The following is a 24,943-nucleotide window of genomic DNA, read 5'->3' on the forward strand; positions in this document are numbered from 1 at the left end:
GCGAAATCCCCCAGGCGAGCCGCGGTTCGTCCCTCTTGGTATCAACAGACCCGCCGTCGAGACAATTCGCCATCGGCGAGGCGGAGTCCGGGAGCGGCCGAGATTGCGTAAACCCGCCCCGAAGGCTATCTGAGCGCCCGACCCCCGATCCGAAAATACCGAAGAGGCCGACGCCCCCCATGGCTCAGCAATATATTTTCCAGATGCAAGGCCTGACCAAGGCCTATCCCGGCGGCAAGAAGGTCTTCGAGAACATCTGGCTGTCGTTCTACTCCGACGCCAAGATCGGCGTCGTGGGCGTCAACGGCTCGGGTAAGTCGACCCTGCTGAAGGTGATGGCCGGCCTCGACAAGGAATTCTCGGGCGAGGCCAAGGCCGCCGACGGCATCAAGCGCGGCTACCTCCCGCAGGAGCCGGTGCTGGACCCGACCCTGGATGTCTGGGGCAACGTCATCGCCGACTGCGAGGACAAGAAGGTCTTCGACAAATACAACGAGCTGGCGAACAAGCTGGGCGAGGAATACTCCGACGAACTCATGGAGGAGATGACCAAGCTCCAGGAGATCATCGACGCCCGCGACCTGTGGGATATCGACTCCAAGGTCGAGATGGCCATCGACGCCCTGCGCTGCCCGCCCAACGACGCCAACATCGAAAGCCTGTCGGGCGGTGAGAAGCGCCGCATCGCCCTGGCCCGCCTGCTGCTCAGCAAGCCGGACATGCTGCTGCTCGACGAACCGACCAACCACCTGGACGCCGAGTCGGTGGCCTGGCTGCAGCACCACCTGGAAGAGTTCCCGGGCTGCGTGATCCTGGTCACCCACGACCGCTACTTCCTGGACCAGGTCACCAAGTGGACCCTGGAGCTGGATCGCGGCAAGGGCATCCCCTACGAGGGCAACTACTCCGGCTGGCTGGAGCAGAAGCAGAAGCGCGTCGTCCAGGAGCAGTCGGAATCGGAAGCCCGCCAGCGCGCGCTCACCCGCGAACTGGAATGGGTCCGCAGCTCGCCCAAGGCCCGTCAGTCCAAGTCGAAGGCCCGTCTGGCGTCGTACGAGGAGATGGTCGCCGCGCAGGAGAACGCCCGCGCCGCCCAGACCCAGGCCCACATCCAGATCCCGCCCGGTCCGCGCCTCGGCAACGTCGTGCTCGAGGTCACCGGCCTGGAGAAGGAATACGGCGACAAGGTGCTGTTCAAGGACCTGTCGTTCAAGCTGCCGCCGAACGGCATCGTCGGCGTCATCGGCCCGAACGGCGCGGGTAAGTCCACGCTGTTCAAGCTGATCACCGGCCGCGAGCAGCCCGACCAGGGCACGGTCAAGGTCGGCGAGACCGTCAAGCTGTCCTATGTCGACCAGTCGCGCGACGCGCTGGACCCGAACAAGACCATCTGGGAAGAGATCAGCGGCGGCACCGACGTGATGATCGTCGGCAAGCGCGAGATCAACAGCCGCGCCTATGTCGGCAGCTTCAACTTCAAGGGCGGCGACCAGCAGAAGAAGGTCGGCCTGCTGTCGGGCGGTGAGCGCAACCGCGTCCACCTGGCCAAGACCCTGGCCACCGGCGGCAACCTGCTGCTGCTCGACGAACCGACCAACGACCTGGACATCGAGACCCTGCAGGCCCTGGAAGAGGCCCTGGAAGAGTTCGCCGGCTGCGCCGTGGTCATCAGCCACGATCGCTGGTTCCTGGACCGCCTGGCGACCCACATCCTGGCCTTCGAGGGTGACAGCCACGTCGAATGGTTCGAAGGCAACTTCGAGATGTACGAGGAAGACAAGAAGCGCCGCCTGGGCGCCGACAGCCTGATCCCCAAGCGCATCAAGTTCCAGAAGTTCGCCCGCTAGGCGCGGACGGATCGTCGGACTTCGGACGGGGCGGCCTGAAAGGGTCGCCCCGTCTTCGTTCCGGAGCCTACTTCGGTTCGGTCGGCGCGCCGGGCGTCGTGGTCGAGCCGGGCAGGTTCGAGCCGGGCGCGGGCGTGGCCGAGTCCGGCATGGTCGGCGGCGTGGACGGCATGCTGGTCGAGGAGTCTGAGGGCATGCTGGTCGAAGCCGACGGGTTCACCGAGGTGTCGGTGGTCGTCGAGGTCGAGGCGGGCGGGGCCGTGGCGGCGGTGTCGGTGGACATGCCGGTCGAGGCCGAGCCGCTCCACCAGTCCTTGCTGGCCCGGACCTTGGGCGAGGCCTTCAGATAGGCGTCCAGCTGGGCGTAGGGGATCGGCTGCGACGGACCGATGGCCGCGGCCGCCTTGGCTTGCGGCGCGGCCACGGCGGCGCCCGAGACGAGCGCGGCCAGCGCGACGCCTGCGGCGAGCGTTCTGATCATCATGGGAGTTTTCTCCAGGCCTGGCGCGCCGAAAGGACGCGTCGGCAAATGAAACCCTTCGGCGCGGCGACGGTTCACAGCTTGGCCTTTCGCGGGGAACCCATCGCCGCGCGGCCGGGTTTCGCTGGCCAGTTCCTCGCCAGCCCGGAGGCCCCATGCCCGATCAGACCCTCGCCGGCCGCAAGGTCGCCGTCCTCGCCACCGACGGCTTCGAGCAGTCGGAACTGGAGACGCCCGTCGAGGCCCTGAAGGCCGCCGGGGCGAGCGTCGAGGTGGTCTCGCCCAAGGCCGGCCAGATCAAGGGCTGGAAGAGCCATGGCTGGGGTTCCGCCGTGCCGGTGGACCGCGAACTGGCCTCTGCCGATGCGGCCGCCTACGACGCCCTCGTCCTGCCGGGCGGGGTGATGAACCCCGACGCCTTGCGGCTGGAGCCCAAGGCCATCGCCTTCATCCGCCACTTCGTCACCCAGAAGAAGCCGATCGCGGCGATCTGCCATGGCCCCTGGACCCTGATCAACGCGGGCGGGGTTGAGAGCAAGCACATGACCTCGTGGCCGTCGCTGGAGCTGGACCTGCGCAACGCCGGCGCGCACTGGACGGATCGCGAGGTCGTGGTCGACCAGGGTCTGGTCACCTCGCGCAAGCCGGACGACCTGCCGGCCTTCTGCGCCAAGATGATCGAGGAATTCGCCGAGGGGCGTCATTAGGATTCGCGTGATCACATCTCCGGGATCGGGGCGCCGATGGCGTTCGCGGGGAACTGGAGTAGCTTGATCCCGCGAACTGGATTCCGATCTTCAGGTACAGATCGCGAAGGCGTGGGCCGCGTTGGTCCAACGTCGTTCGGGATGGAGAACAGGCATGCCCCAAACGCCCGCCGAAAAGCCCCACATCGTCCTTTCCCACGAGATGCTGATGCCGCTGCAGCCGCTTCTCGAGGGGGCGTACCAGGTGCACAGGCTGTGGGACTATCCGGATCGGCTGGCGTTCCTCGACGGGCCGGGTCGCCAGGTGCGGGCCATCGTCCACGCCGGCGAGATGGTGCTGGCCAAGGACCTGCTGTCGGAGATGCCCCGGCTGGGACTGATCGCCTGCGTCAGCGTCGGCTATGACGGCGTCGACGTGCCATGGTGCAAGCAGCACGGCATCGCCGTGACCCATTCCACCGGCCTGAACGCCGCCGATGTCGCCGACCACGCGGTGGGCCTGGTGCTGGCCGCCTGGCGCGGCATCGTCGAGGGCGACCAGAAGCTGCGCAGCGGCCACTGGACCAGCATGGAGCGGATGAGCCCCCGCCACGGCCTGCGCGGCCGCAAGGCCGGCATCGTCGGCCTGGGCCATATCGGCGAGGCGGTGGCCCAGCGGCTGGAGGCCTTCGAACTGAAGGTCTCGTGGTGGGCGCCGCGCCCCAAGGAGACCGAGCGACCGCGCGCCAAGAGCCTGCTGGACCTGGCCCGCGACAGCGACATCCTGGTGGTGTGCGCCCGGCCGGACGCCACCAACCGGCACATGATCAACGAGGCCGTGCTCAACGCCCTGGGGCCGCAGGGGCTGCTGGTCAACGTGGCGCGCGGTTCGCTGGTCGACGAGGACGCCCTGATCGCCGCCCTCAAGGACGGCCGCCTGGGCATGGCGGGGCTGGACGTGTTCGACCACGAGCCGACCCCGGCCGCGCGCTGGGCCGGCGTGCCCCACACCGTGCTGACGCCGCACACGGCCGGCGCGACCCTGGACAGCATCCCGGCCATGGTCGGGCTGACGGTCGAGAACCTGCGTCGGTTCTTCAAGGGCGAGGCCCTGGCCTCGCCGGTGGACGGCTAGGCGCGGATGAAAGCCCTCGGCCTGGGCGGCGCGATCGCCCTGGTGTCGGCCGTCGCCGTGCTGGCGGCCGACGCGACCCATCCGTCGCCGGGCGAGTACCGGATCGACTCCGAGACGACCACTCTCTCTCACGCGGGGCCGATGGTCCTGAAATCCGTGCAGCGGGTCGACGGCGCGACGGGGAACGTCACGGTCGAGCAGTCCGCCCCCGACGGGACCACGACGCGGCAGGACTATCCGGGGCAGGGGCCCAACCGCTTCTGCTCGGGATCGGGTCCCCCGCCGCCGGGCGCGGCGGCCTGCGTCAACCGGGCGTACAGCGCCCTTCCGGGCGGCGGCTCGAGCCAGCAGGCGGTCTGCGCCGGCGGCCAGACCCTGTCGTCCAACTGGCGGCGGCTGGCGGACGGGCGCTGGGAGCACACGTTCGAGACCCGGATCGTCACGGCGCCGGCGGCCGGGACGGACCCGCGCACGACGGCGGCCATGGCCCCGGTCATCGCCCAGATCGAGGAGACCATCCGCTCGGGTCCGCCCGAAGAGGCCGAGGCCGCCAAGCAGCAGCTGGCGGCGCTCAAGGCCAGCCTGGGCGGTGCCGCCGCGTCCAACGGTCCGACCGTGACGGTTCGCGAGGTCTGGACCAAGGTCGCCGACCGCTGCGGCTAGGCCAGGAAGGGCGCCGCGAAGGCCTCCGGTTCCAGCCGCAGGCCGTTCGCCAGAAGGCTGACCGTCCGGTAGAAGCCGGCCAACATCATCAGCTCGATCAGCGCCTCCTCAGAGAAGGCCTCGACCAGCCGCGCCCACAGCGCGTCGTCGATATCGGCCTGGACGTGGACCGCGTCGCAGAAGGCGATCAGCAGCGCCTCGCGCGGGGTCCAGCAGGCGGCGACGCCCGGCGTCGTGGTGGCGGCCAGCTGTTCGGCGTCGAGTCCGGCGGCCTCCGCGAAGAGGGTCGCGTGCACGCCCCATTCATAGCCGCAGCGGTTCAGGGCGCAGGTCCGGTGGATGACGATCTCGCGCTCGCGCAGGGGCAGGCGGCCGGGATCCAGCAGGCCGCCGCCGGTGAAGCGGGCGAACAGCCGCTCGTCCCGCGCCAGGGTGCGGAACAGCGACAGCGGTTCGTCGCCGGGGGTCTTCAGCCGGTCGAGCGTCTGGGCGACGGCGGGCGGGTAGGGCGGCGTGGCCGGGGCGATCCTGGGCGACATGCGAAATCCTCCATGCTACAAAATTTGTATCATGACGGATCGCGATATTGCTACAAAAAATGAAGCGCCCCTGGAGGCGCCTCTGCCGGGGCGCGCCGTTCGCGGCTCGACGACCGGCAAGCCGATCATGGCGGCGCTGGACCTGCTGGGCCGGCGCGGGGCGCTGCGGATCGTCTGGGAGCTGCGCGAGGGGCGGGTCCTGACCTTCCGCGCCCTGCAGGCGGCGGCCGAGCTGCCGCCCGGCACGCTCAACACCCGTCTGGCGGAACTGCGCGCCGCTGATATCGTGTCGGCCGAGGACGGCTATCGTCTCAGCCCGCGCGGGGCGGCGCTGATCGAGGCCCTCTGGCCGCTGATGGCCTGGTCGCAGGCCTGGGCGGACGAACTGGGAGGCTGAGGATGGCGAAGGTCCTGGGACTGGGCGGGGTGTTCTTCAAGGCCGAGGATCCGGCCGCGCTGCGGGGCTGGTACGCCCGGGTGCTGGGCCTGGAGGTGTCGGATTGGGGTGCGATGTTCCAGCATCCCAAGGTGGGGGCGGTCACCTGGGCGCCGTTCGACGCCGCGACGCGCTACTTCGAGCCGTCCCAGGCCGGGTTCATGATCAACTTCATCGTCGACGACCTGGACGGGGTGCTGGCCCGCGCGGCGTCCGAGGGCGTGGAGCCGACCGGGCGGCAGGACGACGAAGGCATGGGGAAGTTCGCCTGGATGATCGATCCGGCCGGGGTCAAAATCGAGCTCTGGCAGCCGTCAAAGCCTTCCGCCGAGGCATAGTTTGCCGCGCCGGTCCGCTTGAGCCGCGTCGCGTCTCGCCGTCGCGGGATCGGATTTAGCTTGCCAAATCGGACATAAAGATATCTTTATATCCCCTATGAAGGTGTCGTCCGAACAGGTCGTGGATCTGCTGCGCGCGGCGGGGGAATCGACCCGCCTGCGCGTGCTGGCCCTGCTGGCGGCCGAGGAGTTGTCGGTGCTGGAGCTGTGCCGGATCCTCGACCAGAGCCAGCCCCGCGTCTCGCGTCACCTGAAGCTTTTGGCCGAGGCCGGGCTGGTCGAGCGGTTTCCCGACGGCGCCTGGGTCTTCTATCGCCTGGCCCTGAAGTCGCCCGGCCGCGCCGTGATCGATCAGGCCCTCGACCTGATCGATCCGCACGACCCCGTCGTCCAGGGCGACGCCGAACGTCTGGCCCTGGTGCGCGCCGAGCGCACGGCCGGCGCCCAGGCCTATTTCGCCCGCAACGCCGCGCGCTGGAACGAGATCCGTTCGCTCTACGTCGACGAGGCCGAGGTCGAGGCCGCCATCCTGCAGGCGGCGGGCGAGGGGCCCTTCGACGAGATGGTCGACCTGGGCGCGGGCGCGGGCCGCATGCTGACCCTGTTCGGCAACCGCGCGGGGATGGCCCTGGGCCTGGACCTGTCGCAGCAGATGCTGAACATCGCCCGCGACGAGGTGGCCAAGGCGGGCCTGGCGCGGTGCGAACTGCGCCACGGTGACATCTTCGCCACCGGCCTGCCGGGCGGCTGCGCCGACCTGGTGACCGTCCACCAGGTGCTGCACTATCTGGGCGACCCCGCCGCGGCCGTGGCCGAGGCCGCGCGCCTGGTGGCCGACGGCGGCCTGCTGCTGATCGCCGACTTCGCGCCGCACGACCACGAATCCCTGCGCGAGAGCCACCAGCATCGCCGCCTGGGCTTCGCCGACGCCGAGATCATCCCCTGGATCGAGGCCACCGGCCTGGTCCTGGACGCCAACATCGCCCTGCCGCCGACCTCCGCCGAGGGGTTGACCGTCAAGATCTGGACGGCCCGCCGTCCGGTGACCCGAACCGCCGCCAAGAACGCTGAAAGAAGCGCCGCATGACCGTTCCTACTCCCCGCCGCGTCCTGGGTCCGGTCGCCCGCGCCGGCGAGCGCACCGACCGCCCGCGCGTCTCGTTCGAGTTCTTCCCGCCGAAGACGGAAGCGATGGAAGAGAACCTGTGGGCGGCGATCAAGCGCCTGGCCCCGCTGGACCCGGCCTTCGTCTCGGTGACCTACGGGGCCGGCGGCTCGACGCGCGAGCGCACGCACCGCACCGTCAAGCGCATCCTCGAAGAGACGACCCTGAAGCCCGCCGCCCACCTGACCTGCGTCGGCGCCAGCCGCGACGAGGTCGACGAGGTGATCCGCGAGTATTGGGAGACGGGCGTGCGCCACATCGTGTCGCTGCGCGGCGACCCGCCTCCGGGCGAGGGCGGCATCGGCGGCGTCTATGTGCCCCGCGAGGACGGCTACAAGAACGCCACCGAGCTGACCTCGGCGATCAAGGGCATCGCGCCGTTCGACGTGCTGGTCGGGGTCTATCCCGAGAAGCATCCCGAGAGCCCGTCGCTGGATCACGACGTCGAGGTCCTGAAGGCCAAGGTCGACGCCGGGGCCACCCTGGCGATCAGCCAGTTCTTCTTCGACACCGACGCCTTCCTGCGGTTCGTGGACAAGGTCCGCAAGGCCGGGATCACCATCCCGATCGTGCCGGGCATCATGCCGGTGACCAACTTCAAGGGTCTGGTGAAGATGTCGGCCGCCTGCCAGACGGCGGTGCCGGGCTGGCTGGCCAACCTGTTCGACGGCCTGGACGAGGACGCCGACACCCGCCGCCTGATCGCCTGCTCGGTGGCCGCCGAGATGTGCGCCAAGCTGCAGGAGCAGGGCTTCAGCGACTTCCACTTCTACACCCTGAACCGGGCCGACCTGGTCTATGCGATCTGCCGCGTGCTGGGCGTGCGCGAAACCGCGCCCACGGCGTCGGAGGCCGCGGCGTGAAACGGGCGGCCTCGATCCTCCTGGCGGCCCTGACCCTGGCGACCTGCGTCGCCGGGACGACGGCGCACGCCGACGATCCGGCCAACTGGACCAAGCCGATCCGCCCCTACCGGGTGGTCGGCAACATCTACTATGTCGGTTCCGAAGGCCTGTCGGCCTGGCTGATCTCGTCGTCCGAGGGCCACGTGCTGCTCGACAGCGGGCCGTCGGCCGCCGGGGCCAAGCTGATCGAGGCCAACATCCAGGCCCTGGGCTTCAAGCTCTCGGACGTGAAGATCCTGATCAACACCCACGCCCACTACGACCACGCGGGCGGCCTGGCCCAGTTGAAGGCCGACACCGGCGCCAAGGTCTGGGCCTCGCGCCCCGACGAGCCGGCGCTCGAGAAGGGCCAGCACTTCGGCGACAACGACAACGGCCTGACGCCGTTCCCGGCCGTGAAGGTCGACAAGGCGTTCGGCGACGGCCAGAAGCTGAAGCTGGGCGAGATCACCCTGATCGCCCACCTGACGCCCGGCCACACGATCGGCTGCACCACCTGGACCACCCAGGTGGTCGACCGCGACCGGCCGCTGAACGTGACCTTCAACTGCTCGACCTCGGTGGCCGGCAACGTGCTGGTGGGCAACAAGACCTACAAGACCATCGTCGCCGACTACCGCGCCACCTTCGCGGCGCTGAAGGCCCTGCCCACCGACGTGATGCTGCCCAGCCACGAGGAGCAGGGGAACCTGCTGGCCAAGCGCAGGAAGATGCTGAGCGGCGACGTCAACGCCTTCGTCGATCCCACCGAACTGGCCCGCTACGCCACCACCTCGGAGGCGGCCTTCGACAAGGCGCTGGCCGAGCAGCAGGCCGCCCGCAAACCGTGACGCCGGCCCCGCGCCGGCAGATTTGAGTTCCGCTTCCTCGCGAAGCGCTAGAAAGACCCCCGAACGCCGGACTCCCCCTCCGGCAGGAGCCGACCATGACCGATCTCACCACCCGAGCTGGACGCATCGCCGCGCTGAAGGCCGCCGCCAAGGACCGCATCCTGATCCTCGACGGCTCGTGGGGCGTGATGTTCCAGAAGAAGAAGCTGTCCGAGGCCGACTATCGCGCCGAGCGCTTCGCCGACTACGACGGCCAGATGAAGGGCAACAACGACATCCTGTGCCTGACCCGGCCAGACCTGGTGGCCGAGCTGCACGACGCCTATTTCGCCGCCGGCGCCGACATCTCCGAAACCAACACCTTCTCGGGCACCACCATCGCCCAGGCCGACTACGGCCTGGACGCCGTCACCGTACGCGACATCAACTTCGAGGGCGCGCGCATCGGCCGTTCGGTGGCCGACCGCTGGAACGCCGAGAACCCGGCCACGCCGAAGTTCATCGCCGGCTCGATCGGCCCGCTGAACGTGATGCTGTCGATGTCGTCGGACGTGAACGACCCCGGCGCGCGCAAGGTGACCTTCGACCAGGTCTACCAGGCCTATCGCGAGCAGGTGGCGGCGCTCTACGAGGGCGGGGTGGACCTCTTCCTGATCGAGACCATCACCGACACGCTGAACTGCAAGGCCGCGATCAAGGCGATCCTGGACCTGCGCGACGAGGGCCACGAGGAGCTGCCGATCTGGATCAGCGGCACCATCACCGACCGCTCGGGCCGCACCCTGTCGGGCCAGACGGCCGAGGCGTTCTGGAACTCGATCAAGCACTGCAAGCCGTTCGCCGTGGGCTTCAACTGCGCCCTGGGCGCCGACCTGATGCGCCCGCACATCGCCGAGATGGCCCGCATCGCCGACACCCTGGTCGCCGCCTATCCGAACGCCGGCCTGCCCAACGCCATGGGCGAGTACGACGAGGAGCCGCACCAGACCGGCCACCAGCTGCACGAGTGGGCCAAGGACGGCATCGTCAACATCCTGGGCGGCTGCTGCGGCACCACCCCCGACCACATCCGCCATGTGGCCGACGAGGTGCGCGGCGTGAAGCCCCGGGCCATCCCCGAGCGTCCCAAGGCCATGCGCTTGGCGGGCCTGGAACCGTTCGAGCTGGCTTAAGAGATGCGCACCACTCTTCTCTTCGGCGGCATGAGCCGCGAGCGCCTGGTCTCGGTGGCCAGCGCCAAGGCTCTGGCCAAGGCGCTGCCCGAGGCCGACCTGTGGTTCTGGGCGCCCGACGACCAGGTCTACATCGCCAGCGACGCGGTGCTGCAGGGCCATGAGCGGCCGTTCGAGATCGACCTGCCGACCGAAGGCGCGCCGATCGGCGGCATCGAGGCCGCGCTCGACAAGGCCAAGGCCGAGGACCGCGTGCTGTTCCTGGGCATGCACGGCGGCGCGGCCGAGAACGGCGACCTGGCGGCCCTCTGCGAGGCGCGGGGCGTGGCCTTCACCGGCTCGGACAGCAAGTCCAGCCGCCTGGCCTTCGACAAGATCGCCACCAAGGCCGCCGTGGCCAAGGCCGGGGTCGTCGCCCCCTCGACGGTCGAGCTGGCCGATGCGGAAGCCGCGCTGGCCCAGTACGGCAAGCTGGTCGCCAAGCCGGTGGCCGACGGCTCCAGCTACGGCCTGATCTTCGTCAGCCAGGCCGCCGACCTGGACGCGCTTCGGGCCGCCGCCGCGCGCGAGGCCTATGTGATCGAGCCCTTCGTGACCGGCTTCGAGGCCACCTGCGGGGTGCTGGAGCAGGACGGCGAGGTCTTCGCCCTGCCGCCGGTCGAAATCCGCCCGGCCGACGGCGCCTTCGACTATGTCGGCAAGTACCTGGCCAAGACGACGGAAGAGATCTGCCCGGCCACCTTCGCGCCGCAGATCAACGCCGCCATGCAGGACGCCGCCCTGAAGGCCCACAAGACCGTGGGCGCCGGCGGCTATTCGCGCAGCGACTTCATCGTCAGCCCCAACGGCCCGATCTTCCTGGAGATCAACACCCTGCCGGGCATGACGGCCGCCTCGCTGTATCCCAAGTCGCTGAAGGCCCAGGGGATCGCGTTCCGCGACTTCCTGGACGGCCAGATCGCCCTGGCGGTCGCGCGCGCCAAACGCGTCAGCGAAGGGGCGGCCTGACCATGAGCGCCTGGGCCCACGGACCTTTCGACAACGACGACGCGCTGGACTTCATCGAAGACCTGGCCGAGGCGCCCGGCTGGCGCACGATCACGCAGGCGCTCGACCACGTCTCCAAGACGGCGGGCTATTTGGAGGCCCCCGAGGGCCAGATCGCCGTGGCCGCCGCCGCCATCGTCGCGGCCGCGGTCGGCGAGGCGACGATCCTTCCCGACAATCACCGCGAGCTGAAAGCCGCCCTCGGCGCGCCGCCGGAAGGCTCGGTCGCCCTGGCGCGGTCGGCCCTGGCCCGCGTGGTGGCCCCGGCTTCCGAACTCGACGAACTCTGGCAGGAGGGTGACGGCCACGACGCGTGGCTCACCCAGATCGCCGCCCTGCAATCGACCTTGAGCAAAGCCCAATGAGACCTGTCTTCGTCAATATCGGTGAGCGCACCAACGTCACCGGCTCGGCCAAGTTCAAGAAGCTGGTCGTCGAGGGCGACTACGCCGCCGCCCTGTCCGTGGCCCGCCAGCAGGTGGAAGCCGGGGCCCAGGTCATCGACGTCAACATGGACGAGGGCCTGCTGGACTCCAAGCAGGCCATGATCACCTTCCTGAACCTGATGGCGGCCGAGCCCGACATCGCGCGGGTGCCGGTGATGATCGACAGCTCCAAGTGGGAGGTGATCGAGGCCGGTCTGAAGTGCGTGCAGGGCAAGGCCATCGTCAACTCGATCTCGATGAAGGAGGGCGAGGCCAAGTTCATCGAACAGGCCCAGCTGTGCCTGCGCTACGGCGCGGCCGTGGTGGTCATGGCCTTCGACGAGGTCGGTCAGGCCGACACCGCCGCCCGCAAGATCGAGATCTGCGAGAAGGCCTACAACATCCTGGTCGACAAGGTGGGCTTCCCGCCGGAAGACATCATCTTCGACCCCAACATCTTCGCCGTGGCGACCGGGATCGAGGAGCATGACAACTACGCCGTCGACTTCATCGAGGGCACGCGCGAGATCAAGAAGCGCTGTCCCTACGCCCGCATCTCGGGCGGGGTGTCGAACGTGTCGTTCAGCTTCCGCGGCAACGAGCCGGTGCGTCGCGCGATCCACTCGGTGTTCCTGTACCACGCCATCGAGGCGGGCATGGACATGGGCATCGTCAACGCCGGCGACCTGCCGGTCTACGACACCCTGGACCCCGAACTGCGCGAGGCCGTCGAGGACGTGATCCTCAACCGCCCGCAGCGGACCAACGTCTCCAACACCGAGCGCCTGGTCGACATGGCCCCGCGCTACAAGGGCGACAAGAGCCAGGTCCAGACCGCCAACCTGGAATGGCGCAACGGCACGGTGAACGAGCGCATCACCCACGCCCTGGTCAACGGCATCACCGACTATATCGATCAGGACACGGAGGAAGCCCGCCTGTCGGTCGAGCGTCCGCTGCACGTGATCGAAGGCCACCTGATGGACGGCATGAACGTGGTCGGCGACCTGTTCGGCTCGGGCAAGATGTTCCTGCCCCAGGTGGTGAAGTCGGCCCGCGTTATGAAGCAGGCCGTGGCCTGGCTCGAGCCGTTCATGGAGGCCGAGAAGGCCGGCAAGCCGCGCGAGCAGGCCGGCAAGGTGCTGATGGCCACCGTCAAGGGCGATGTCCACGACATCGGCAAGAACATCGTCGGCGTCGTGCTGCAGTGTAACAACTACGAGGTCATCGACCTGGGCGTGATGGTCCCGGCCGACCGCATCCTCGACGAGGCCCGCAAGCACAAGGTCGACATGATCGGCCTGTCGGGCCTGATCACCCCGTCGCTGGACGAGATGGTGTTCGTGGCCGCCGAGATGGAGCGCCAGGGCTTCACCATGCCGCTGCTGATCGGCGGCGCCACCACCAGCCGCACCCACACGGCGGTCAAGATCGAGCCGGCCTATCGCGCCGGTCCGACCACCTACGTGCTGGACGCCAGCCGGGCGGTGGGCGTGGTCTCCAACCTGCTGTCGGCGAACGAGCGCGACCGGGTGATCGCCGAGACCCGGGCCGAGTACGTGAAGGTGCGCGAGCAGTACGCCCGCGGCCAGACGGTCAAGGCCCGCACGGCGATCGACGAGGCCCGCAAGCGCAAGTACGTCATCGACTGGGCCGGCTACGTCCCGCCCAAGCCGGCCTTCATCGGCGCGCGGACCTTCGAGCCGTCGCTGGAGGAGCTGGTCCCGTTCATCGACTGGTCGCCGTTCTTCGCCAGCTGGGAGCTGATCGGCCGCTTCCCGCAGATCCTGGAGGACGACGTCGTCGGTCAGGCCGCCACCGACCTCTATCGCGACGCCCGCGCCATGCTCGACAAGGTGGTGGCCGAGAAGTGGTTCGGGGCCAAGGGCGTGGTCGGCTTCTGGCCGGCCCAGGCCGACGGCGACGACATCGTTCTCTATACAGATGAAACCCGCTCGACCGAGCTGACCCGCCTGTTCACCCTGCGCCAGCAGATGGACAAGTCCGAGGGCAAGGCCAACCTGGCCCTGGCCGACTTCGTCGCGCCGGTGGGGCAGGGCGCCGACTACATGGGCGGCTTCGCCGTCACCGCCGGCCACGGCGAGGACGAGATCGTCAAGAAGTTCAAGGACGCCGGCGACGACTACAGCGCCATCATGGCCTCGGCCCTGGCCGACCGCCTGGCCGAGGCCTTCGCCGAGTGGCTGCACTACAAGGCCCGCGTCGAGCTGTGGGGCTACGCCGCCGACGAGTGCGAGGACGTCGACGTGATGATCGCCGAGAAGTACCAGGGCATCCGCCCGGCGCCCGGCTATCCGGCCCAGCCCGACCACACCGAGAAGGGCACGCTGTTCAAGCTGCTGGACGCCGAGGCGGCCACCGGCATGATCCTGACCGAGAGCTACGCCATGAGCCCCGGCGCGGCGGTCTCGGGCTTCTATTTCAGCCACCCGCAGAGCCACTATTTCGGCGTCGGCAAGGTCGATCTCGACCAGGTCGCGGACTATGCCCGCCGCAAGGGCTGGGACCTGGCCCTGGCCGAGAAGTGGCTGTCGCCGATCCTCAACTATGACCCGGCCGCTCGGGCGCGAGGCGAGGCGGCGTAACCCCCTCAGTCGCTCCGCGACAGCTCCCCAAGAGGGGGAGCATCTGCTCGGTGTAGATCCTCCCCCTTTGGGGGAGGTGGCCCGAAGGGCCGGAGGGGGCTGGGCCGCCTAAGGCGCCGGACACCGTTCCGCCGTGTCCTTCAGCCGCTCGATCAGCCAGCGTCCCGCCGGACCCGGCGGTGTGTCGGCGCGATGGGCGGCGTACATGGGCATGATGTAGCCGCCGGCCGGGGCGTCGCGCATCTTCAGCTCGACCAGGTCGCCGGCGGCGATGTCGTCCTCGACCCGATCCCAGGGCATGCCGCCCCAGCCCAGGCCCGCGCGCAGGAAGGCGTGCTTGGCGCCCATGTCGGCCAGCCGCCAGGTGCGGGCCGAGAACACCCCGAACTCCCGGCCTTCTGTCAGCTTCGAACGGTCGGTCAGCACCAGCTGGATGTGACCCGCCACGTCCTCGGGGCTCAGCGGGCCGGGCAGGGCGGCCAGGGGATGGCCGGCGGCGGCCACCTGCACCATGCGCAGCGAGATCAGCCGCTCGCGCGTCAGTTCCGGCGGCGCGTCGGGCAGCGAGCCCATCACGCCGAAGGCGCAGCGGCCGTCCAGCACGGGCGCCAGCACCGCGCCCAGGGCCTCGACATGGATGCGCAACGTGGTGTCGGGGAAGTGGTGCTGGAAGTCGCCGATGGCGTGGGTCAGCACCACCATCGGGAACAGCACGTCGACCACGATCGAGACCTCGGGCTCCAGCCCTCCGGCCAGGCTGGCGGCGCGGGCCTTGAAGGCGTCCATGCGCCCGGCCACCTCGCGCGCCTCGACCAGCAGCGCCCGGCCGGCCTCGGTCAGGACGGGTAGGCGGGCGGCGCGGTCGAACAGCCGCACGCCGATCTGGCCCTCGAGGTTGGCCAGGGTCTGGCTGACCACCGACTGGGCCCGGCCCAGCCTGCGTCCGGCCGCCGAGAAGCTGCCCTCGTCGGCGGCGGCCAGGAAGGTGCGCATCTGGTCGAGGGTGACGCCGTCCAACATCGATCGATCCTCATCCATCGGTTCTGGCGATGGATATCATCCAATCATATAGGCTGCTGCGCTGGGTTCGAAAGGCCTAAATCACCCGTCGCGCCATAGGGCGCTTCGGAGTTCCAAGGTCATGAAACTGCTTCACATCGATTCCAGCATCCTGGGCGCCGGCTCGGTGAGCCGCACGCTGTCGGCCGCGATCGTCGCCGCCCAGACCGCCCAGCATACCGGTCTCGACATCGTCTATCGCGACCTGGCCGCCCAGCCGCTGGACCACCTGACGGGCGCCCACCTGGCCGCCGGCCAGGGCGCGACGCCGGAGAGCGCCGCGATCGCCGCCGACATCGCCTCGGGCCAGGCCGCCATCGACGAGTTCCTGGCCGCCGACATCGTGGTGATCGGCGCGCCGATGTACAATTTCTCGATCTCCAGCCAGCTGAAGGCCTGGATCGACCGCGTCGCCGTGGCCGGCCGCACCTTCCGCTATACCGAGAACGGCCCCGAGGGCCTGGCCGGCGGCAAGACGGTGATCATCGCCTCGTCGCGCGGCGGCTATTACGGCGAGGGCACGTCCGCCGCCGTCATGGACCACCAGGAGACCTATCTGAAGGGCCTGTTCGGTTTCCTGGGCGTCACCGACATCCGCTTCATCCGCGCGGAGGGCGTGGCCCTGGGCGAGGAAGCCCGCGGCAAGTCGCTGGAAACCGCCCAGGGCGAGATCCTGAAGCTGGCGGCCTAGAGGTCGCGCTCCGGACCCGCGTCAGGCGTCGGTCCGGAGGCTGTCCATCAGCCCGTCCCATCCCGCCATCGTGGCCCGGACGATCCCCTCGAGGGTCGCCCGGGTCGCGCCGTCCCGGGCCTGGATCGACATGCCCTGCTGGACGGTGGCCAGATAGGTGGCGACGGCTCGGACATCGGTTCCGGCCGGCACGTCGCCCTCGACCTGGCCCCGCCGGAGCCGGGCTTCCAGCAGATCGATCGCGCCGGCCCGGCCGCGCACCAGCGCCTCGCGCAGGGCCCCGTTGGCGTCGCCGCCGGGCAGGGCCGACAGCACCACCATGCAGCCCGGCGGCTTGTCGGGCCGGGTGAAGGCGCGGGCCGAGGCCGTCAGCATGCCTTCGCACGCCTCCCGCGCCGTGGCGGCCGTCTCCAGCCCGCCCCAGATCCCTTCGTTTTCGGTGGCCCCGTACAGGGCCAAGGCTTCGGCGAACAGCGCCTCCTTGCAGCCGAAGGCCGCGTAGAGGCTGGGCGAGGCGATGCCCATGGCGGTCGTCAGCTCGCTCATGGACGCGCCCTCGTAGCCGCGCGCCCAGAACACTTCCATCGCCCTCGCCAGGGCCGCGTCGCGGTCGAAACCCCGCGGTCGTCCTCGTTCCGCCATTGTGAAATCGCAACTTTCATGAATTCTGTATCGATCGATAAATAAGGCCCTTGATCTGGGGCGACAAGGTCATAGCTATTTCTGTATCGATCGACACAGAAAGGAATCGATATGAGCGATCTCAGCGGGAAGCGCGCCCTGGTCACCGGCGCCAGTCGGGGCATCGGCGCGGCCATCGCCCTGCGCCTGGCCCAGGACGGCGCCGACGTGGCGATCACCTACGAACGGTCGGCCGACAAGGCCGCCGAAGTGGTCAGGAGCATAGAGGCCCTCGGCCGCAAGGCCGTCGCCCTGAAGGCGGACGCCGCCGATCCGGCCGCCGTGCGCCAGGCGGTGGACGACGCCGCGGCGGCGCTGGGCGGGCTGGACATCCTGGTCAACAACGCCGGCCTGGCGCGCGGCGGGCCGATCGAGGGCCTGACCCTGGACGACATCGACGCGATCCTGGCCGTCAACGTCCGCGCCGTGGTCGTGGCCTCGCAGGCCGCCGCCCGTTACCTGCCGCAGGGCGGCCGCATCATCTCGATCGGCAGCTGCCTGGCCGAGCGCGTCTTCACCCCCGGCATTTCCATGTACGCCATGAGCAAGTCGGCCCTGGTCGGCTGGACCAAGGGCCTGGCCCGCGACCTGGGTCCGCGCGGGATCACCGTCAATGTCGTGCATCCGGGTCCGACCGACACCGACATGAACCCCGCCAGCGGACCCCAGGCCGACGGCCTGCGCGCCCAGATGGCGATCCCGGAATACGGCAAGCCCGAGGACATCGCCGCCCTGGTGGCCTTCGTGGCCGGCCCGGAAGGCCGGTTCATCAACGGCGCGGGCCTGACCATCGACGGCGGCGTCAACGCCTAAACGACCGAAACGGGGACGCAGGCTCGGCGAGTGTGCGTCCCCGTCGAACTCGGCTAGGTTTCCCGGCGAATCCGGGAGACCCAGCATGAGCCAGTTCAATCGACGCGACGTTCTGGCGCTGGGCGCCGCCACCCTGGCCCTGGGGACGACGGGCAAGGCCCTCGCCGCCGCATCCGGCGACGCCGCCGCCGAGGCCCTGCTGTCCCAGGTCGCCGAGGACCTGATGCGGGAATATCCCGAGAACGCCTCGGCCCTGGGTCTGGACAAGGACAAGCGCGCCGCCCTGAAGTCCAGTCTGACCGACCGCTCGTTGGAGGGCCGGGCCAAGCTGGCCGCCGCCGCCAAGGCCCGGGTGGCCAAGATGAAGGCGGTTGACCGCAAGACCCTCAGCCCCGCCGCCGCGCTCGACCTGGGCGTGGTCCAGACCGCCCACGAACTGGCCGTCGAGGGTTTCGACTTCCCCTATGGCGACGCCATCGGCCTGTCGTCGCAGTGGTCGTACCGCAACGCGCCGTATGTGGTGGCCCAGAACACCGGGGCGTTCGTCGAGACGCCGGACTTCCTGGACAGCCTGCACGGCGTGGCCAATGCGGCGGACGTCGAGTCCTACCTGCATCGCCTGGAGCTCTACGCCGCCCAGCTGGACGGCGAGACGGCGCGCCTGAAGCACGACGGCGCCCAGGGCGTGATCGCGCCGGACTTCCTGCTGGACAAGACGCTGAAGCAGCAGAAGGGCGCCCGCGCCCAGCCGATCGCGGACTGGGGTCTGGTCGCCGGCCTGGCCAAGAAGGCCAAGGACATCCCGGGCGACCACGCCCGCCGCGCCGCCGCCATCGTCGAGGGCAAGATCGCCCCGGCCATGGACCGCCAGATCGCCGAGCTGCTGGCCCACCGCGCCAAGGCCACGTCGGACGCCGGCGCCTGGAAGCTGCCGAACGGCGAGGCCTACTACGCCTGGGCGCTGCGGGCCGGCACCACCAGCCGCATGACGCCCGACGAGGTCCACCAGATGGGCCAGGAGCAGCTCAAGGCGTTGTTCGCCCGCATGGACGGTCTGCTGAAGGCCCAGGGCCTGACCCAGGGCAGCGTCGGCGCGCGGATGAAGGCGCTGGGCGAGAAGCCCGAGAACCTGTTCCCCAACACCGACGAGGGCCGGGCCCAGATCCTGGCCTATCTGAACGGCCGGGTGGCCGACATCCGCACGCGCCTGCCCAAGGCCTTCGCGACGCTGGTGCCGGGCAACCTGCTGATCAAGCGGGTGCCGGTCGAGATCCAGGACGGCGCGCCGGGCGGCTATGCGGCGGCCGGTTCGATCGACGGGACCGTGCCCGGCAACTACTACATCAACCTGCGCGACACGGGCATGTGGCCGCGCTACGGCCTGCCGACCCTGACCTATCACGAGGGCCTGCCGGGCCACATCTGGCAGGGCGAGTACACCTACAAGCTGCCGCTGGTGCGCTCGCTGCTGGCCTTCAACGCCTATTCGGAAGGCTGGGCGCTGTACGCCGAGCAGCTGGCCGACGAGCTGGGCGTCTACGAGGGCGATCCGCTGGGCCAGCTGGGCTATCTGCAGTCCATCGCCTTCCGCGCCTGCCGCCTGGTGGTCGATACGGGCATCCACGCCAAGCGCTGGACCCGCGACCAGGCCATCGACTGGTTCGTCACCACCAACGGCTCGACCCGCGAGGAGGTGCAGGGCGAGGTGGACCGCTACTGCGCCTGGCCGGGCCAGGCCTGCGGCTACAAGGTGGGTCACAGCGAGATCGTCCGCCTGCGGAGCAAGGCCCAGGCGGCGCTGGGCGGCCGCTTCGACCTGCGCACCTTCGACGACGCGGTGGTGATGGGCGGCAACGTCCCGCTGACCGAACTGGAGGGCGTGATCGACACGTACATCGCGGGTAGGCGCGCGGTTTAAGGCCCCATAAACCCGCTCATCCCGGCATTCGCCGGGATGAGCGGAGCAGGGGATGCCGGGGGAGCTAGCCAAAGCTATCGATTTACCCCCATCCTCTTCCCGCACGGGGGCGTTCGATCCCCGGCGGGCATAAGGGGGCGAACGTGGGCGACAAGGGCATCAACCGCCGGGCGCTGGGCGCGCTCGCCGTGGGCGGGGCGGCCGCCGCGAGCCTGAGCGGCTGCGAGCGGGCCGGGCCGACCGAGGCGACCGTCAAGTCGCGGCAATTCCCCAGCGACTTCGTCTGGGGCGTGGCCACGGCGGCCTTCCAGACCGAGGGCTCGCCCACCGCCGACGGACGCGGCGCCACCATCTGGGACACGTTCGAGAAGCTGCCCGGCAAGATCAAGGACGGCTCGAACGCCGACGTCGCCACCGACAGCTACCGTCGCTACGCCGAGGACGTCGATCTGATCGCCGGGGCGGGGCTGAAGGCCTTCCGCTTCTCGATGGCCTGGTCGCGGGTGCTGCCGACCGGGTCGGGCACGGTCAACGCCGCGGGCCTGGACCACTACGAGCGGCTGGTCGACGCGTGCCTGGCCAAGGGGATCGCGCCCTACGCCACCCTGTTCCACTGGGACCTGCCCCAGGCCCTGCAGGACAAGGGCGGCTGGAGCGCGCGCGACACCGCCAAGAGCTTCGCCGACTACGCCGCCGCCGTGGCCGGGCGCATGGGCGACCGCCTCAAGCACTTCATCACCCTCAACGAGCCGGCCGTGCACACGGTGTTCGGCCACGTGCTGGGCGAGCACGCGCCGGGGCTGAAGGACATCGCCCTGCTGGGTCCCACCACCCACCACATGAACCTGGGGCAGGGGCTGGCGATCCAGGCCCTGCGGGCGGCCCACGGCGACCTCAAGATCGGCACGACCCAGGCGCTGCAGCCCTGCCGGCCGGCGGGCGGGGCGGCGGCGTTCTGGAACCGCCCGGCGTCGAGCGGGCTGGACGCCCTGTGGAACCGCGCCTGGCTGGACCCGCTGCTGAAGGGGACCTATCCGGGGCTGATGGACGACTTCCTCAAGGGGCACGTCCGCGACGGCGACCTGAAGACCGTCCGGCAGCCGATCGACTTCCTGGGGGTCAACTACTACGCCCCGGCCTATGTGAAGCTGGACCTGGCCAGCCCCAGCCATATCGCGCCCGGCGCGCCGCCGAAGGGCGCGGAACTGGACGCCTTCGGCCGCCAGATCGACCCGTCTGGCCTGGCCGAGGTGCTGAAGATGGTCCGCGACGACTACGGCAACCCGCCGGTGATGATCACCGAGAACGGCTGTTCGGACCCGTTCGGCAACGGCCCGGCGGTGATCGACGACGGCTTCCGCAGCCAGTACCTGCGCCGCCACCTGGAGGCGGTGAAGAGCGCCATGGAGTCCGGCTCGCGGATCGGCGGCTACTTCACCTGGACCCTGATCGACAATTGGGAGTGGGACATCGGCTACACGTCGAAGTTCGGCCTGGTGGCGATGGACCGGACCACGGGCGTGCGCACGCCCAAGGCGTCTTACGCCTGGTTCAGGCAGGTGGCGACGACGGGGACGTTGCCGACGGCGTAGACGCGGCCGGGGACATGCGCAGGCGCATGTCCCCGATCGTTCAGTCCGCCTTGCAGATCAGCACGTTCTTGCCGCCACGCTTGGCGGGCGTCAGCGTGCCGGCGCAGGGCTTGGGATCGGCGGGGTCGATGATGATCTCGCCCCTGGCGGCGATCGGCATGGCGGCGGGCTTGGCGCCGATCGGCGGCAGGTCCGCGGCCGGCTTCTTGGCGACGGGCTTGGTCGTGGCCGGTTTCGGGGCGGGCTTGGCCGTCGAAGCCTTGGTCGCGGCGGGCTTGGCCGGGGCTTCGGCCACGGGCGCGGGGGTCTCGGCGACCGGCGCCGGAGCCTCGGGCTCGGCCGCCTGAGGGGCTTCGGGCGCGGTCTCGGGCGGGGCTTCCGGAGCGGGGGGCGCTTCGGCGGGCGCGGGCGCTCCCTTCTTGACGTTGTAGTTCAGGGCCTGGCCGAACAGGTTGGACTTGGTCTCCAGGGCCTTGGCGCGGGTCTCGCAGTCGCCGGGCGGGCTCCAGCTCATCCACACCTGGGCCAGGCGGGCCTTCTCGACCTGGTCGGCGCCGGCCCAGACCGAATGGCCCTTCTTGATCGCCGCCGCGCCGTATTCCGAGATCGGACGGGGGCTGGCCTTCTCGGCCGCGACGATGGCCGAGCGGTAGACCACCAGGTCCTTCTTGGCCTGGTCGCGCATGGCCGGATATTCCTTCATGGCCGCGGCGAAACCGTCCGGGCCGGGGAAGGTCTTCTCGATGCGGGTCACTTCCGGCATCACCTTGTCGTACAGCTCGACATAGCCGCCCAGCGCGCCATAGCACCAGCCGACATAGCCGTAGTCGTCCGTCGGCGGCGTGGCGGCCGGGGTGGTGCGGGGCGGAGGAGCGGTCGGAGCCGGCGCGGTGGAGACGGGAGCGTCCTGGGCGATCAGGGCCAGGGCGAAAAGGAAGGCGGTCGCCATGCGGGCGGAAGTCCTCTTGTAGGGCGTCGCTCGAGAGAGTCGGTCGCGTTCGAATAGAGCATTTCCGGCCTCATTGGGACCGGAGCGTGGCGCCCGGATGTTTTGCACCGCGGTCGGCCAAGCGGCGCCATAACGAACGGATAAGCCAAAAAGCTCCCTCTTGCGGCAAAGATTCCTGTGTACAGCCGAGCGTTGCGAAGATTGCCCGTTCTTCCACACGTTACAAAGTTTCAATGTGCGCCGCAGCAAGGACCGGGTGGGGGCGCGGCGTTTTTGTGCTAGAAGGCGAAAAGGGAGCGTGGTCCGTTGAGAGGCGGGGACGTGCCTCCGCCGTCATCACTCCGCCACGCTTCTGGACTGTCGTCGCTGCCATGACCTTCTGGCGTAACATCGCAACCCTCGCCGCGCGGCGGCTGGACCTGGCCGAGTGCCAGGAATGTCCGCCCGGCCTGCCGGGCCAGGACCCAGCCTTCTCGACGGCGGTCACGGCCCTGGGGGCCAAGCTGGCCAAGGCCGATGGCTCGGCCGACGGCGACGAGTACGCCGCCTTCGCCGAGGTGTTCCACCCCGACCCCGAGTCGGAGAACAACATCCATCGCCTGTACGACCTGGCGCGGCAGACGACGCACGGCTTCGAGAGCTACGCCAAGCGGCTGGCCAAGCGCTACCGCACGTGTCCGCAGATCCTCGAGGACGTGCTGGACGGCCTGTTCCACATCGCCAAGGCCGATGGGGCGGTGACCCAGGAGGAGCTGGCCTATCTGGAGCGGGTGGCCGACCTGTTCGGCATGTCGCCCCTGTCGTTCCGCCGCTTGACCGCCACCCACGTGGGGACCGAGCCGGACGACCCGTACCGGATCCTCGACGTGCCGGCCGACGCCGACGACGCGGTGGTGCACCAGGCCTGGCGCTCGGCCATGTCGGAAGCCCACCCCGACCGGGCCCGGGCCCGCGGCCTGCCGCTGGAGTTCATCGAGGTGGCCGAGGCCAAGTCGGCCGCGATCAACGCCGCCTTCTCGACGGTGATGCGCGAGCGCCGCGAACTGGCCGGCCTCCCCGCGAACTAGTTGGCCGCGAACTAAGCCGTCATTTCGCCGTGGTTAGAGCGGAATTCATTTTGCGGAACGATCCGCTGGGTGTTCAGTTGACGTTCACGAGTGGCGCCCCATCTTGATTTGCGAGGGCGGGGCACGCCTGCGAGGACGACGATGGAGACGGTTGGCACTTCTTCAGGCAAGGCTACCGGTATCGCTTGGCGCAGCCTGGCCACTGTGGCCGGCGCCGTGGCCACCTCGGTCGCCGTCGCCGTCGCGGCCGTGATCGCGGTGGTGTTCGCCGCCACCCTGGTGGTCATCGGCTTCATGGCCACCGCGCTCCTGGGCTTGGCCGCCTTCGCCTTCCGCGGCCGCTCCTCCGCCCGCGCCGCCGCCCCCAGCGGCGATCCCGGCCTGATCGAAGCTCGCCACATGGGCGGGCACTCCTGGGTGGCCTACGGCTGGAACGAGCGGCGCTGAGACCCGCCTAGGCCCGGCTCAGCCGAGCCGCCTCCAACGCCTGCTGCATCACCGACTGCGCCTCCGGCGTGACGGCGTTCTGGACGCCCGCGAACACCATGCCCGCCGGCCGGTCGATGAAGACGTGCGCCCACCACAGGCCGTTCGACCCCACGTGACCCAGGCTGCCGTTGGCGTCGACGCCCCAGCCCAGGGCGGAGTAGCCGCCGAAGGGCGGGGTCTGCAGGCGTTCCCACGACGCCCGGCTCAGGAAGGCCTCGGGGCGATCACGATGGGCCTTCAGATAGGTCAGCAGGTCGCCGAGACCGACGTGCGCCAGCCCGGCCGGGCCGAGGACGACGGGCAGGTCGGCCTTGTCGCGCCGGGTCTCGGGATGCAGGGCGCCGTCCAGGCCTCGGGCGTGACCCAGGGGCTGCCGAGGCGGGCGGCCGGCCTGGGGCGGGCCGAAGCCGGCGCTCTTCATGCCCAGGGGCGAGAAGACCCGCTCGCGCATCAACTGCTCCCAGGATCGGCCCGTCACAGTCTCGAGCATGGTCGCCGCGACCACGAACCCGGCGTTGCTGTAGCTCTCGACCTGGCCGACCGCCGCCAGGGGCGGCGGTTTCAGGGCCGCCTGCGCATAGGCCAGCCGTTCGGCGCGCGGATCGGCCAGCGGCAGCCGGCTGAACCGGGCGTCGGGATCGGGCGCGTCGTGCGCCAGGCCGGAACGGTGCGACAGCAGGTGCAGCAGGTTGGCCTGGCCGTAGGCCGGGTCGAAACCGATGCGGGGACCCAGGATCTGGGCGATGGTGGTGGTCCAGTCGATCTGTCCCGCCTCGACCAGCCGCGCGGCCAGGGTGGCGGTCATCGATTTGGTGTCCGAGCCGATATGCCACTGGTCCGAGGCGGCGACCGGGATCGCCGCTTCCGTCGAGCGCCGGCCTTCGACCAGCACGTTGTCCGGGCCGCCCTTGAACGCCCAGCCCGCTCCGAAGGCCGGGGCGCCGGAGATCGCGTGCAGTTGCGTCAGCCGGGCCGCCGTGAGCGGCCCCGGCGCCAGCACCGTCCGGTCCACCTTGAACAGGTCGCCGCGCCTGAACTTGATCGGATAGGATTGGCCGTCCTGGGTGACGACGCCCTCGAGCGCGTCGGGACCCGAAAGGCGGCCCTCGAAGGCGATGTCGTTGGTCTTCCATTCGACGGACAGGGTCGGGGCGGACCACTGGAACCGGCTGGCCTCGATCGTGAGCTCGCCCATGTCGATGATGGTCAGGCTCGCCCGCCCGTCGGCCACCGTCACCTTCGAACGATAGGGGCGGCCTTCGGCGATCATCGTCCCGGACCAGACGCCGATCGGCGGGGCGTCGGCCGCGAACGCGGCGACCGGAACGGTCGTCGCGGCGGCCAGCGCCAAGGCTCCGCGGAGGTGGTCTCGGCGCGTCGATGTCATGGGGCCCCCTGGTTTCTCCATT

24 protein-coding genes and 2 pseudogenes are annotated in these 24,943 nt (G+C 69.8%); 19 read left to right on the forward strand and 7 right to left on the reverse strand.

The features are described from left to right. Window positions 1-179: 179 nt before the first annotated feature. Window positions 180-1,847 carry an energy-dependent translational throttle protein EttA gene (gene ettA / locus BR39_RS0120185; RefSeq protein WP_029915544.1) on the forward strand — a complete coding sequence of 556 codons (1,668 nt, stop codon included), beginning with the start codon at window positions 180-182 and terminating at the stop codon, window positions 1,845-1,847. A gap of 67 nt (window positions 1,848-1,914) precedes the next feature. Here ettA and BR39_RS0120190 read toward each other — a convergent pair whose 3' ends face one another. Further along, window positions 1,915-2,331, reverse strand: coding sequence for a hypothetical protein (locus BR39_RS0120190; RefSeq protein ID WP_029915545.1), 417 nt, complete (start codon window positions 2,329-2,331; stop codon window positions 1,915-1,917). Between the two features lie 152 nt (window positions 2,332-2,483). On the opposite strand from BR39_RS0120190, the gene BR39_RS0120195 reads away from it, so the two are divergent. The 3 genes from BR39_RS0120195 (at window position 2,484) to BR39_RS0120205 (ending at window position 4,812) form a co-directional block, all read left to right on the forward strand. Further along, a complete protein-coding gene (locus tag BR39_RS0120195) occupies window positions 2,484-3,035 on the forward strand; it encodes a type 1 glutamine amidotransferase domain-containing protein (RefSeq protein WP_029915547.1) in 552 nt (183 codons plus the stop codon). A 154-nt stretch (window positions 3,036-3,189) separates the two neighbouring features. Beyond that, complete coding sequence (locus BR39_RS0120200; RefSeq protein ID WP_029915549.1) at window positions 3,190-4,149, forward strand: 2-hydroxyacid dehydrogenase; 960 nt, start codon at window positions 3,190-3,192, stop codon at window positions 4,147-4,149. 6 nt (window positions 4,150-4,155) lie between these two features. After that, window positions 4,156-4,812, forward strand: a complete 657-nt coding sequence (locus tag BR39_RS0120205; protein ID WP_029915551.1) for a hypothetical protein — start codon at window positions 4,156-4,158, stop codon at window positions 4,810-4,812. Here the strand turns inward: BR39_RS0120205 and BR39_RS27125 are convergent. Both BR39_RS27125 and BR39_RS27130 read right to left on the reverse strand, forming a co-directional pair. Then, window positions 4,809-5,015, reverse strand: a pseudogene (locus BR39_RS27125) (carboxymuconolactone decarboxylase family protein); the annotation flags it as partial. The gene BR39_RS0120205 and the pseudogene BR39_RS27125 overlap by 4 nt on opposite strands. Window positions 5,016-5,018: 3 nt before the next feature. After that, a pseudogene (locus BR39_RS27130) lies at window positions 5,019-5,351 on the reverse strand (carboxymuconolactone decarboxylase family protein); the annotation flags it as partial. A 31-nt stretch (window positions 5,352-5,382) separates the two neighbouring features. Here BR39_RS27130 and BR39_RS0120215 point away from each other — a divergent pair. The 9 genes from BR39_RS0120215 (at window position 5,383) to metH (ending at window position 14,275) form a co-directional block, all read left to right on the forward strand. Then, window positions 5,383-5,748, forward strand: a complete 366-nt coding sequence (locus BR39_RS0120215; RefSeq protein WP_231499521.1) for a helix-turn-helix domain-containing protein — start codon at window positions 5,383-5,385, stop codon at window positions 5,746-5,748. Between the two features lie 2 nt (window positions 5,749-5,750). Then, complete coding sequence (locus BR39_RS0120220) at window positions 5,751-6,125, forward strand: VOC family protein (protein ID WP_029915558.1); 375 nt, start codon at window positions 5,751-5,753, stop codon at window positions 6,123-6,125. 97 nt (window positions 6,126-6,222) lie between these two features. Continuing rightward, window positions 6,223-7,212 carry a metalloregulator ArsR/SmtB family transcription factor gene (locus tag BR39_RS0120225; protein ID WP_029915560.1) on the forward strand — a complete coding sequence of 330 codons (990 nt, stop codon included), beginning with the start codon at window positions 6,223-6,225 and terminating at the stop codon, window positions 7,210-7,212. Then, entirely contained in the window at window positions 7,209-8,153 is a 945-nt protein-coding gene (gene metF / locus BR39_RS0120230) for a methylenetetrahydrofolate reductase [NAD(P)H] (protein WP_029915562.1), read from the forward strand. Before BR39_RS0120225 ends, metF begins: the two co-directional genes overlap by 4 nt. A 14-nt stretch (window positions 8,154-8,167) precedes the next feature. Further along, window positions 8,168-9,025 carry a CAU/MBL1b family subclass B3 metallo-beta-lactamase gene (gene blaCAU, locus BR39_RS0120235; RefSeq protein WP_369795663.1) on the forward strand — a complete coding sequence of 286 codons (858 nt, stop codon included), beginning with the start codon at window positions 8,168-8,170 and terminating at the stop codon, window positions 9,023-9,025. Between the two features lie 95 nt (window positions 9,026-9,120). Then, window positions 9,121-10,197 (forward strand): homocysteine S-methyltransferase family protein, encoded by a 1,077-nt coding sequence (locus BR39_RS0120240; protein WP_029915566.1) that lies wholly within the window; start codon window positions 9,121-9,123, stop codon window positions 10,195-10,197. 3 nt (window positions 10,198-10,200) lie between these two features. Next, a complete protein-coding gene (locus BR39_RS0120245; RefSeq protein WP_029915568.1) occupies window positions 10,201-11,205 on the forward strand; it encodes an ATP-grasp domain-containing protein in 1,005 nt (334 codons plus the stop codon). A 2-nt stretch (window positions 11,206-11,207) separates the two neighbouring features. Further along, complete coding sequence (locus tag BR39_RS0120250) at window positions 11,208-11,609, forward strand: DUF4259 domain-containing protein (protein WP_029915570.1); 402 nt, start codon at window positions 11,208-11,210, stop codon at window positions 11,607-11,609. Next, window positions 11,606-14,275 carry a methionine synthase gene (metH, locus tag BR39_RS0120255; RefSeq protein ID WP_051695964.1) on the forward strand — a complete coding sequence of 890 codons (2,670 nt, stop codon included), beginning with the start codon at window positions 11,606-11,608 and terminating at the stop codon, window positions 14,273-14,275. The genes BR39_RS0120250 and metH overlap by 4 nt, the downstream gene beginning before the upstream one ends. A gap of 108 nt (window positions 14,276-14,383) precedes the next feature. On the opposite strand, the gene BR39_RS0120260 is transcribed toward metH, so the two are convergent. After that, window positions 14,384-15,295 carry a LysR family transcriptional regulator gene (locus tag BR39_RS0120260; RefSeq protein WP_029915574.1) on the reverse strand — a complete coding sequence of 304 codons (912 nt, stop codon included), beginning with the start codon at window positions 15,293-15,295 and terminating at the stop codon, window positions 14,384-14,386. Window positions 15,296-15,416: 121 nt separating this feature from the next. Between BR39_RS0120260 and BR39_RS0120265 the strand changes: the two genes are divergently transcribed. Beyond that, a complete protein-coding gene (locus BR39_RS0120265) occupies window positions 15,417-16,025 on the forward strand; it encodes an FMN-dependent NADH-azoreductase (protein ID WP_029915575.1) in 609 nt (202 codons plus the stop codon). Window positions 16,026-16,046: 21 nt separating this feature from the next. Here the strand turns inward: BR39_RS0120265 and BR39_RS0120270 are convergent, their stop codons facing one another. Next, a complete protein-coding gene (locus BR39_RS0120270) occupies window positions 16,047-16,610 on the reverse strand; it encodes a TetR/AcrR family transcriptional regulator (RefSeq protein WP_231499522.1) in 564 nt (187 codons plus the stop codon). 168 nt (window positions 16,611-16,778) lie between these two features. Between BR39_RS0120270 and BR39_RS0120275 the strand changes: the two genes are divergently transcribed. From BR39_RS0120275 to BR39_RS0120285, 3 genes are all read left to right on the forward strand, one after another. After that, on the forward strand, window positions 16,779-17,519 hold the full coding sequence (locus BR39_RS0120275; RefSeq protein WP_029915579.1) for an SDR family oxidoreductase: 741 nt from the start codon (window positions 16,779-16,781) through the stop codon (window positions 17,517-17,519). An 85-nt stretch (window positions 17,520-17,604) separates the two neighbouring features. Continuing rightward, window positions 17,605-19,437, forward strand: coding sequence for a DUF885 family protein (locus BR39_RS0120280; RefSeq protein WP_029915581.1), 1,833 nt, complete (start codon window positions 17,605-17,607; stop codon window positions 19,435-19,437). Between the two features lie 143 nt (window positions 19,438-19,580). Then, window positions 19,581-21,029, forward strand: coding sequence for a GH1 family beta-glucosidase (locus BR39_RS0120285; protein WP_029915583.1), 1,449 nt, complete (start codon window positions 19,581-19,583; stop codon window positions 21,027-21,029). A gap of 40 nt (window positions 21,030-21,069) precedes the next feature. Here BR39_RS0120285 and BR39_RS0120290 read toward each other — a convergent pair whose 3' ends face one another. Further along, the gene (locus BR39_RS0120290) at window positions 21,070-21,978 is read right to left on the reverse strand and encodes a hypothetical protein (RefSeq protein WP_029915585.1); all 909 of its coding nucleotides are present in this window, start codon (window positions 21,976-21,978) and stop codon (window positions 21,070-21,072) included. 371 nt (window positions 21,979-22,349) lie between these two features. On the opposite strand from BR39_RS0120290, the gene BR39_RS0120295 reads away from it, so the two are divergent. After that, window positions 22,350-23,045 carry a DnaJ family molecular chaperone gene (locus BR39_RS0120295; protein WP_029915587.1) on the forward strand — a complete coding sequence of 232 codons (696 nt, stop codon included), beginning with the start codon at window positions 22,350-22,352 and terminating at the stop codon, window positions 23,043-23,045. A gap of 141 nt (window positions 23,046-23,186) precedes the next feature. Then, window positions 23,187-23,492 carry a hypothetical protein gene (locus BR39_RS0120300; RefSeq protein WP_029915589.1) on the forward strand — a complete coding sequence of 102 codons (306 nt, stop codon included), beginning with the start codon at window positions 23,187-23,189 and terminating at the stop codon, window positions 23,490-23,492. Window positions 23,493-23,499: 7 nt separating this feature from the next. Here BR39_RS0120300 and BR39_RS0120305 read toward each other — a convergent pair whose 3' ends face one another. After that, window positions 23,500-24,885 (reverse strand): serine hydrolase, encoded by a 1,386-nt coding sequence (locus BR39_RS0120305; RefSeq protein WP_051695966.1) that lies wholly within the window; start codon window positions 24,883-24,885, stop codon window positions 23,500-23,502. Window positions 24,886-24,943 lie beyond the last annotated feature (58 nt).

The sequence above is a fragment of the Caulobacter sp. UNC358MFTsu5.1 genome (genome assembly GCF_000712075.1).
In the GTDB taxonomy this organism is placed as follows: domain Bacteria; phylum Pseudomonadota; class Alphaproteobacteria; order Caulobacterales; family Caulobacteraceae; genus Caulobacter.

What these genes read in the sequence shown, in the direction of transcription:
- BR39_RS0120245 (WP_029915568.1), top strand. Translation starts at nt 10,201, where the DNA reads ATGCGCACCACTCTTCTCTTCGGCGGCATGAGCCGCGAGCGCCTGGTC.
- BR39_RS0120190 (WP_029915545.1), bottom strand. Translation starts at nt 2,331, where the DNA reads ATGATGATCAGAACGCTCGCCGCAGGCGTCGCGCTGGCCGCGCTCGTC.
- BR39_RS0120205 (WP_029915551.1), top strand. Translation starts at nt 4,156, where the DNA reads ATGAAAGCCCTCGGCCTGGGCGGCGCGATCGCCCTGGTGTCGGCCGTC.
- BR39_RS0120250 (WP_029915570.1), top strand. Translation starts at nt 11,208, where the DNA reads ATGAGCGCCTGGGCCCACGGACCTTTCGACAACGACGACGCGCTGGAC.
- BR39_RS0120270 (WP_231499522.1), bottom strand. Translation starts at nt 16,610, where the DNA reads ATGGAAGTGTTCTGGGCGCGCGGCTACGAGGGCGCGTCCATGAGCGAG.
- metF (WP_029915562.1), top strand. Translation starts at nt 7,209, where the DNA reads ATGACCGTTCCTACTCCCCGCCGCGTCCTGGGTCCGGTCGCCCGCGCC.
- metH (WP_051695964.1), top strand. Translation starts at nt 11,606, where the DNA reads ATGAGACCTGTCTTCGTCAATATCGGTGAGCGCACCAACGTCACCGGC.
- BR39_RS0120225 (WP_029915560.1), top strand. Translation starts at nt 6,223, where the DNA reads ATGAAGGTGTCGTCCGAACAGGTCGTGGATCTGCTGCGCGCGGCGGGG.
- BR39_RS0120220 (WP_029915558.1), top strand. Translation starts at nt 5,751, where the DNA reads ATGGCGAAGGTCCTGGGACTGGGCGGGGTGTTCTTCAAGGCCGAGGAT.
- ettA (WP_029915544.1), top strand. Translation starts at nt 180, where the DNA reads ATGGCTCAGCAATATATTTTCCAGATGCAAGGCCTGACCAAGGCCTAT.
- BR39_RS0120215 (WP_231499521.1), top strand. Translation starts at nt 5,383, where the DNA reads ATGACGGATCGCGATATTGCTACAAAAAATGAAGCGCCCCTGGAGGCG.
- BR39_RS0120290 (WP_029915585.1), bottom strand. Translation starts at nt 21,978, where the DNA reads ATGGCGACCGCCTTCCTTTTCGCCCTGGCCCTGATCGCCCAGGACGCT.
- BR39_RS0120300 (WP_029915589.1), top strand. Translation starts at nt 23,187, where the DNA reads ATGGAGACGGTTGGCACTTCTTCAGGCAAGGCTACCGGTATCGCTTGG.
- BR39_RS0120275 (WP_029915579.1), top strand. Translation starts at nt 16,779, where the DNA reads ATGAGCGATCTCAGCGGGAAGCGCGCCCTGGTCACCGGCGCCAGTCGG.
- BR39_RS0120200 (WP_029915549.1), top strand. Translation starts at nt 3,190, where the DNA reads ATGCCCCAAACGCCCGCCGAAAAGCCCCACATCGTCCTTTCCCACGAG.
- BR39_RS0120265 (WP_029915575.1), top strand. Translation starts at nt 15,417, where the DNA reads ATGAAACTGCTTCACATCGATTCCAGCATCCTGGGCGCCGGCTCGGTG.
- BR39_RS0120240 (WP_029915566.1), top strand. Translation starts at nt 9,121, where the DNA reads ATGACCGATCTCACCACCCGAGCTGGACGCATCGCCGCGCTGAAGGCC.
- BR39_RS0120295 (WP_029915587.1), top strand. Translation starts at nt 22,350, where the DNA reads ATGACCTTCTGGCGTAACATCGCAACCCTCGCCGCGCGGCGGCTGGAC.
- BR39_RS0120260 (WP_029915574.1), bottom strand. Translation starts at nt 15,295, where the DNA reads ATGTTGGACGGCGTCACCCTCGACCAGATGCGCACCTTCCTGGCCGCC.
- BR39_RS0120195 (WP_029915547.1), top strand. Translation starts at nt 2,484, where the DNA reads ATGCCCGATCAGACCCTCGCCGGCCGCAAGGTCGCCGTCCTCGCCACC.
- BR39_RS0120280 (WP_029915581.1), top strand. Translation starts at nt 17,605, where the DNA reads ATGAGCCAGTTCAATCGACGCGACGTTCTGGCGCTGGGCGCCGCCACC.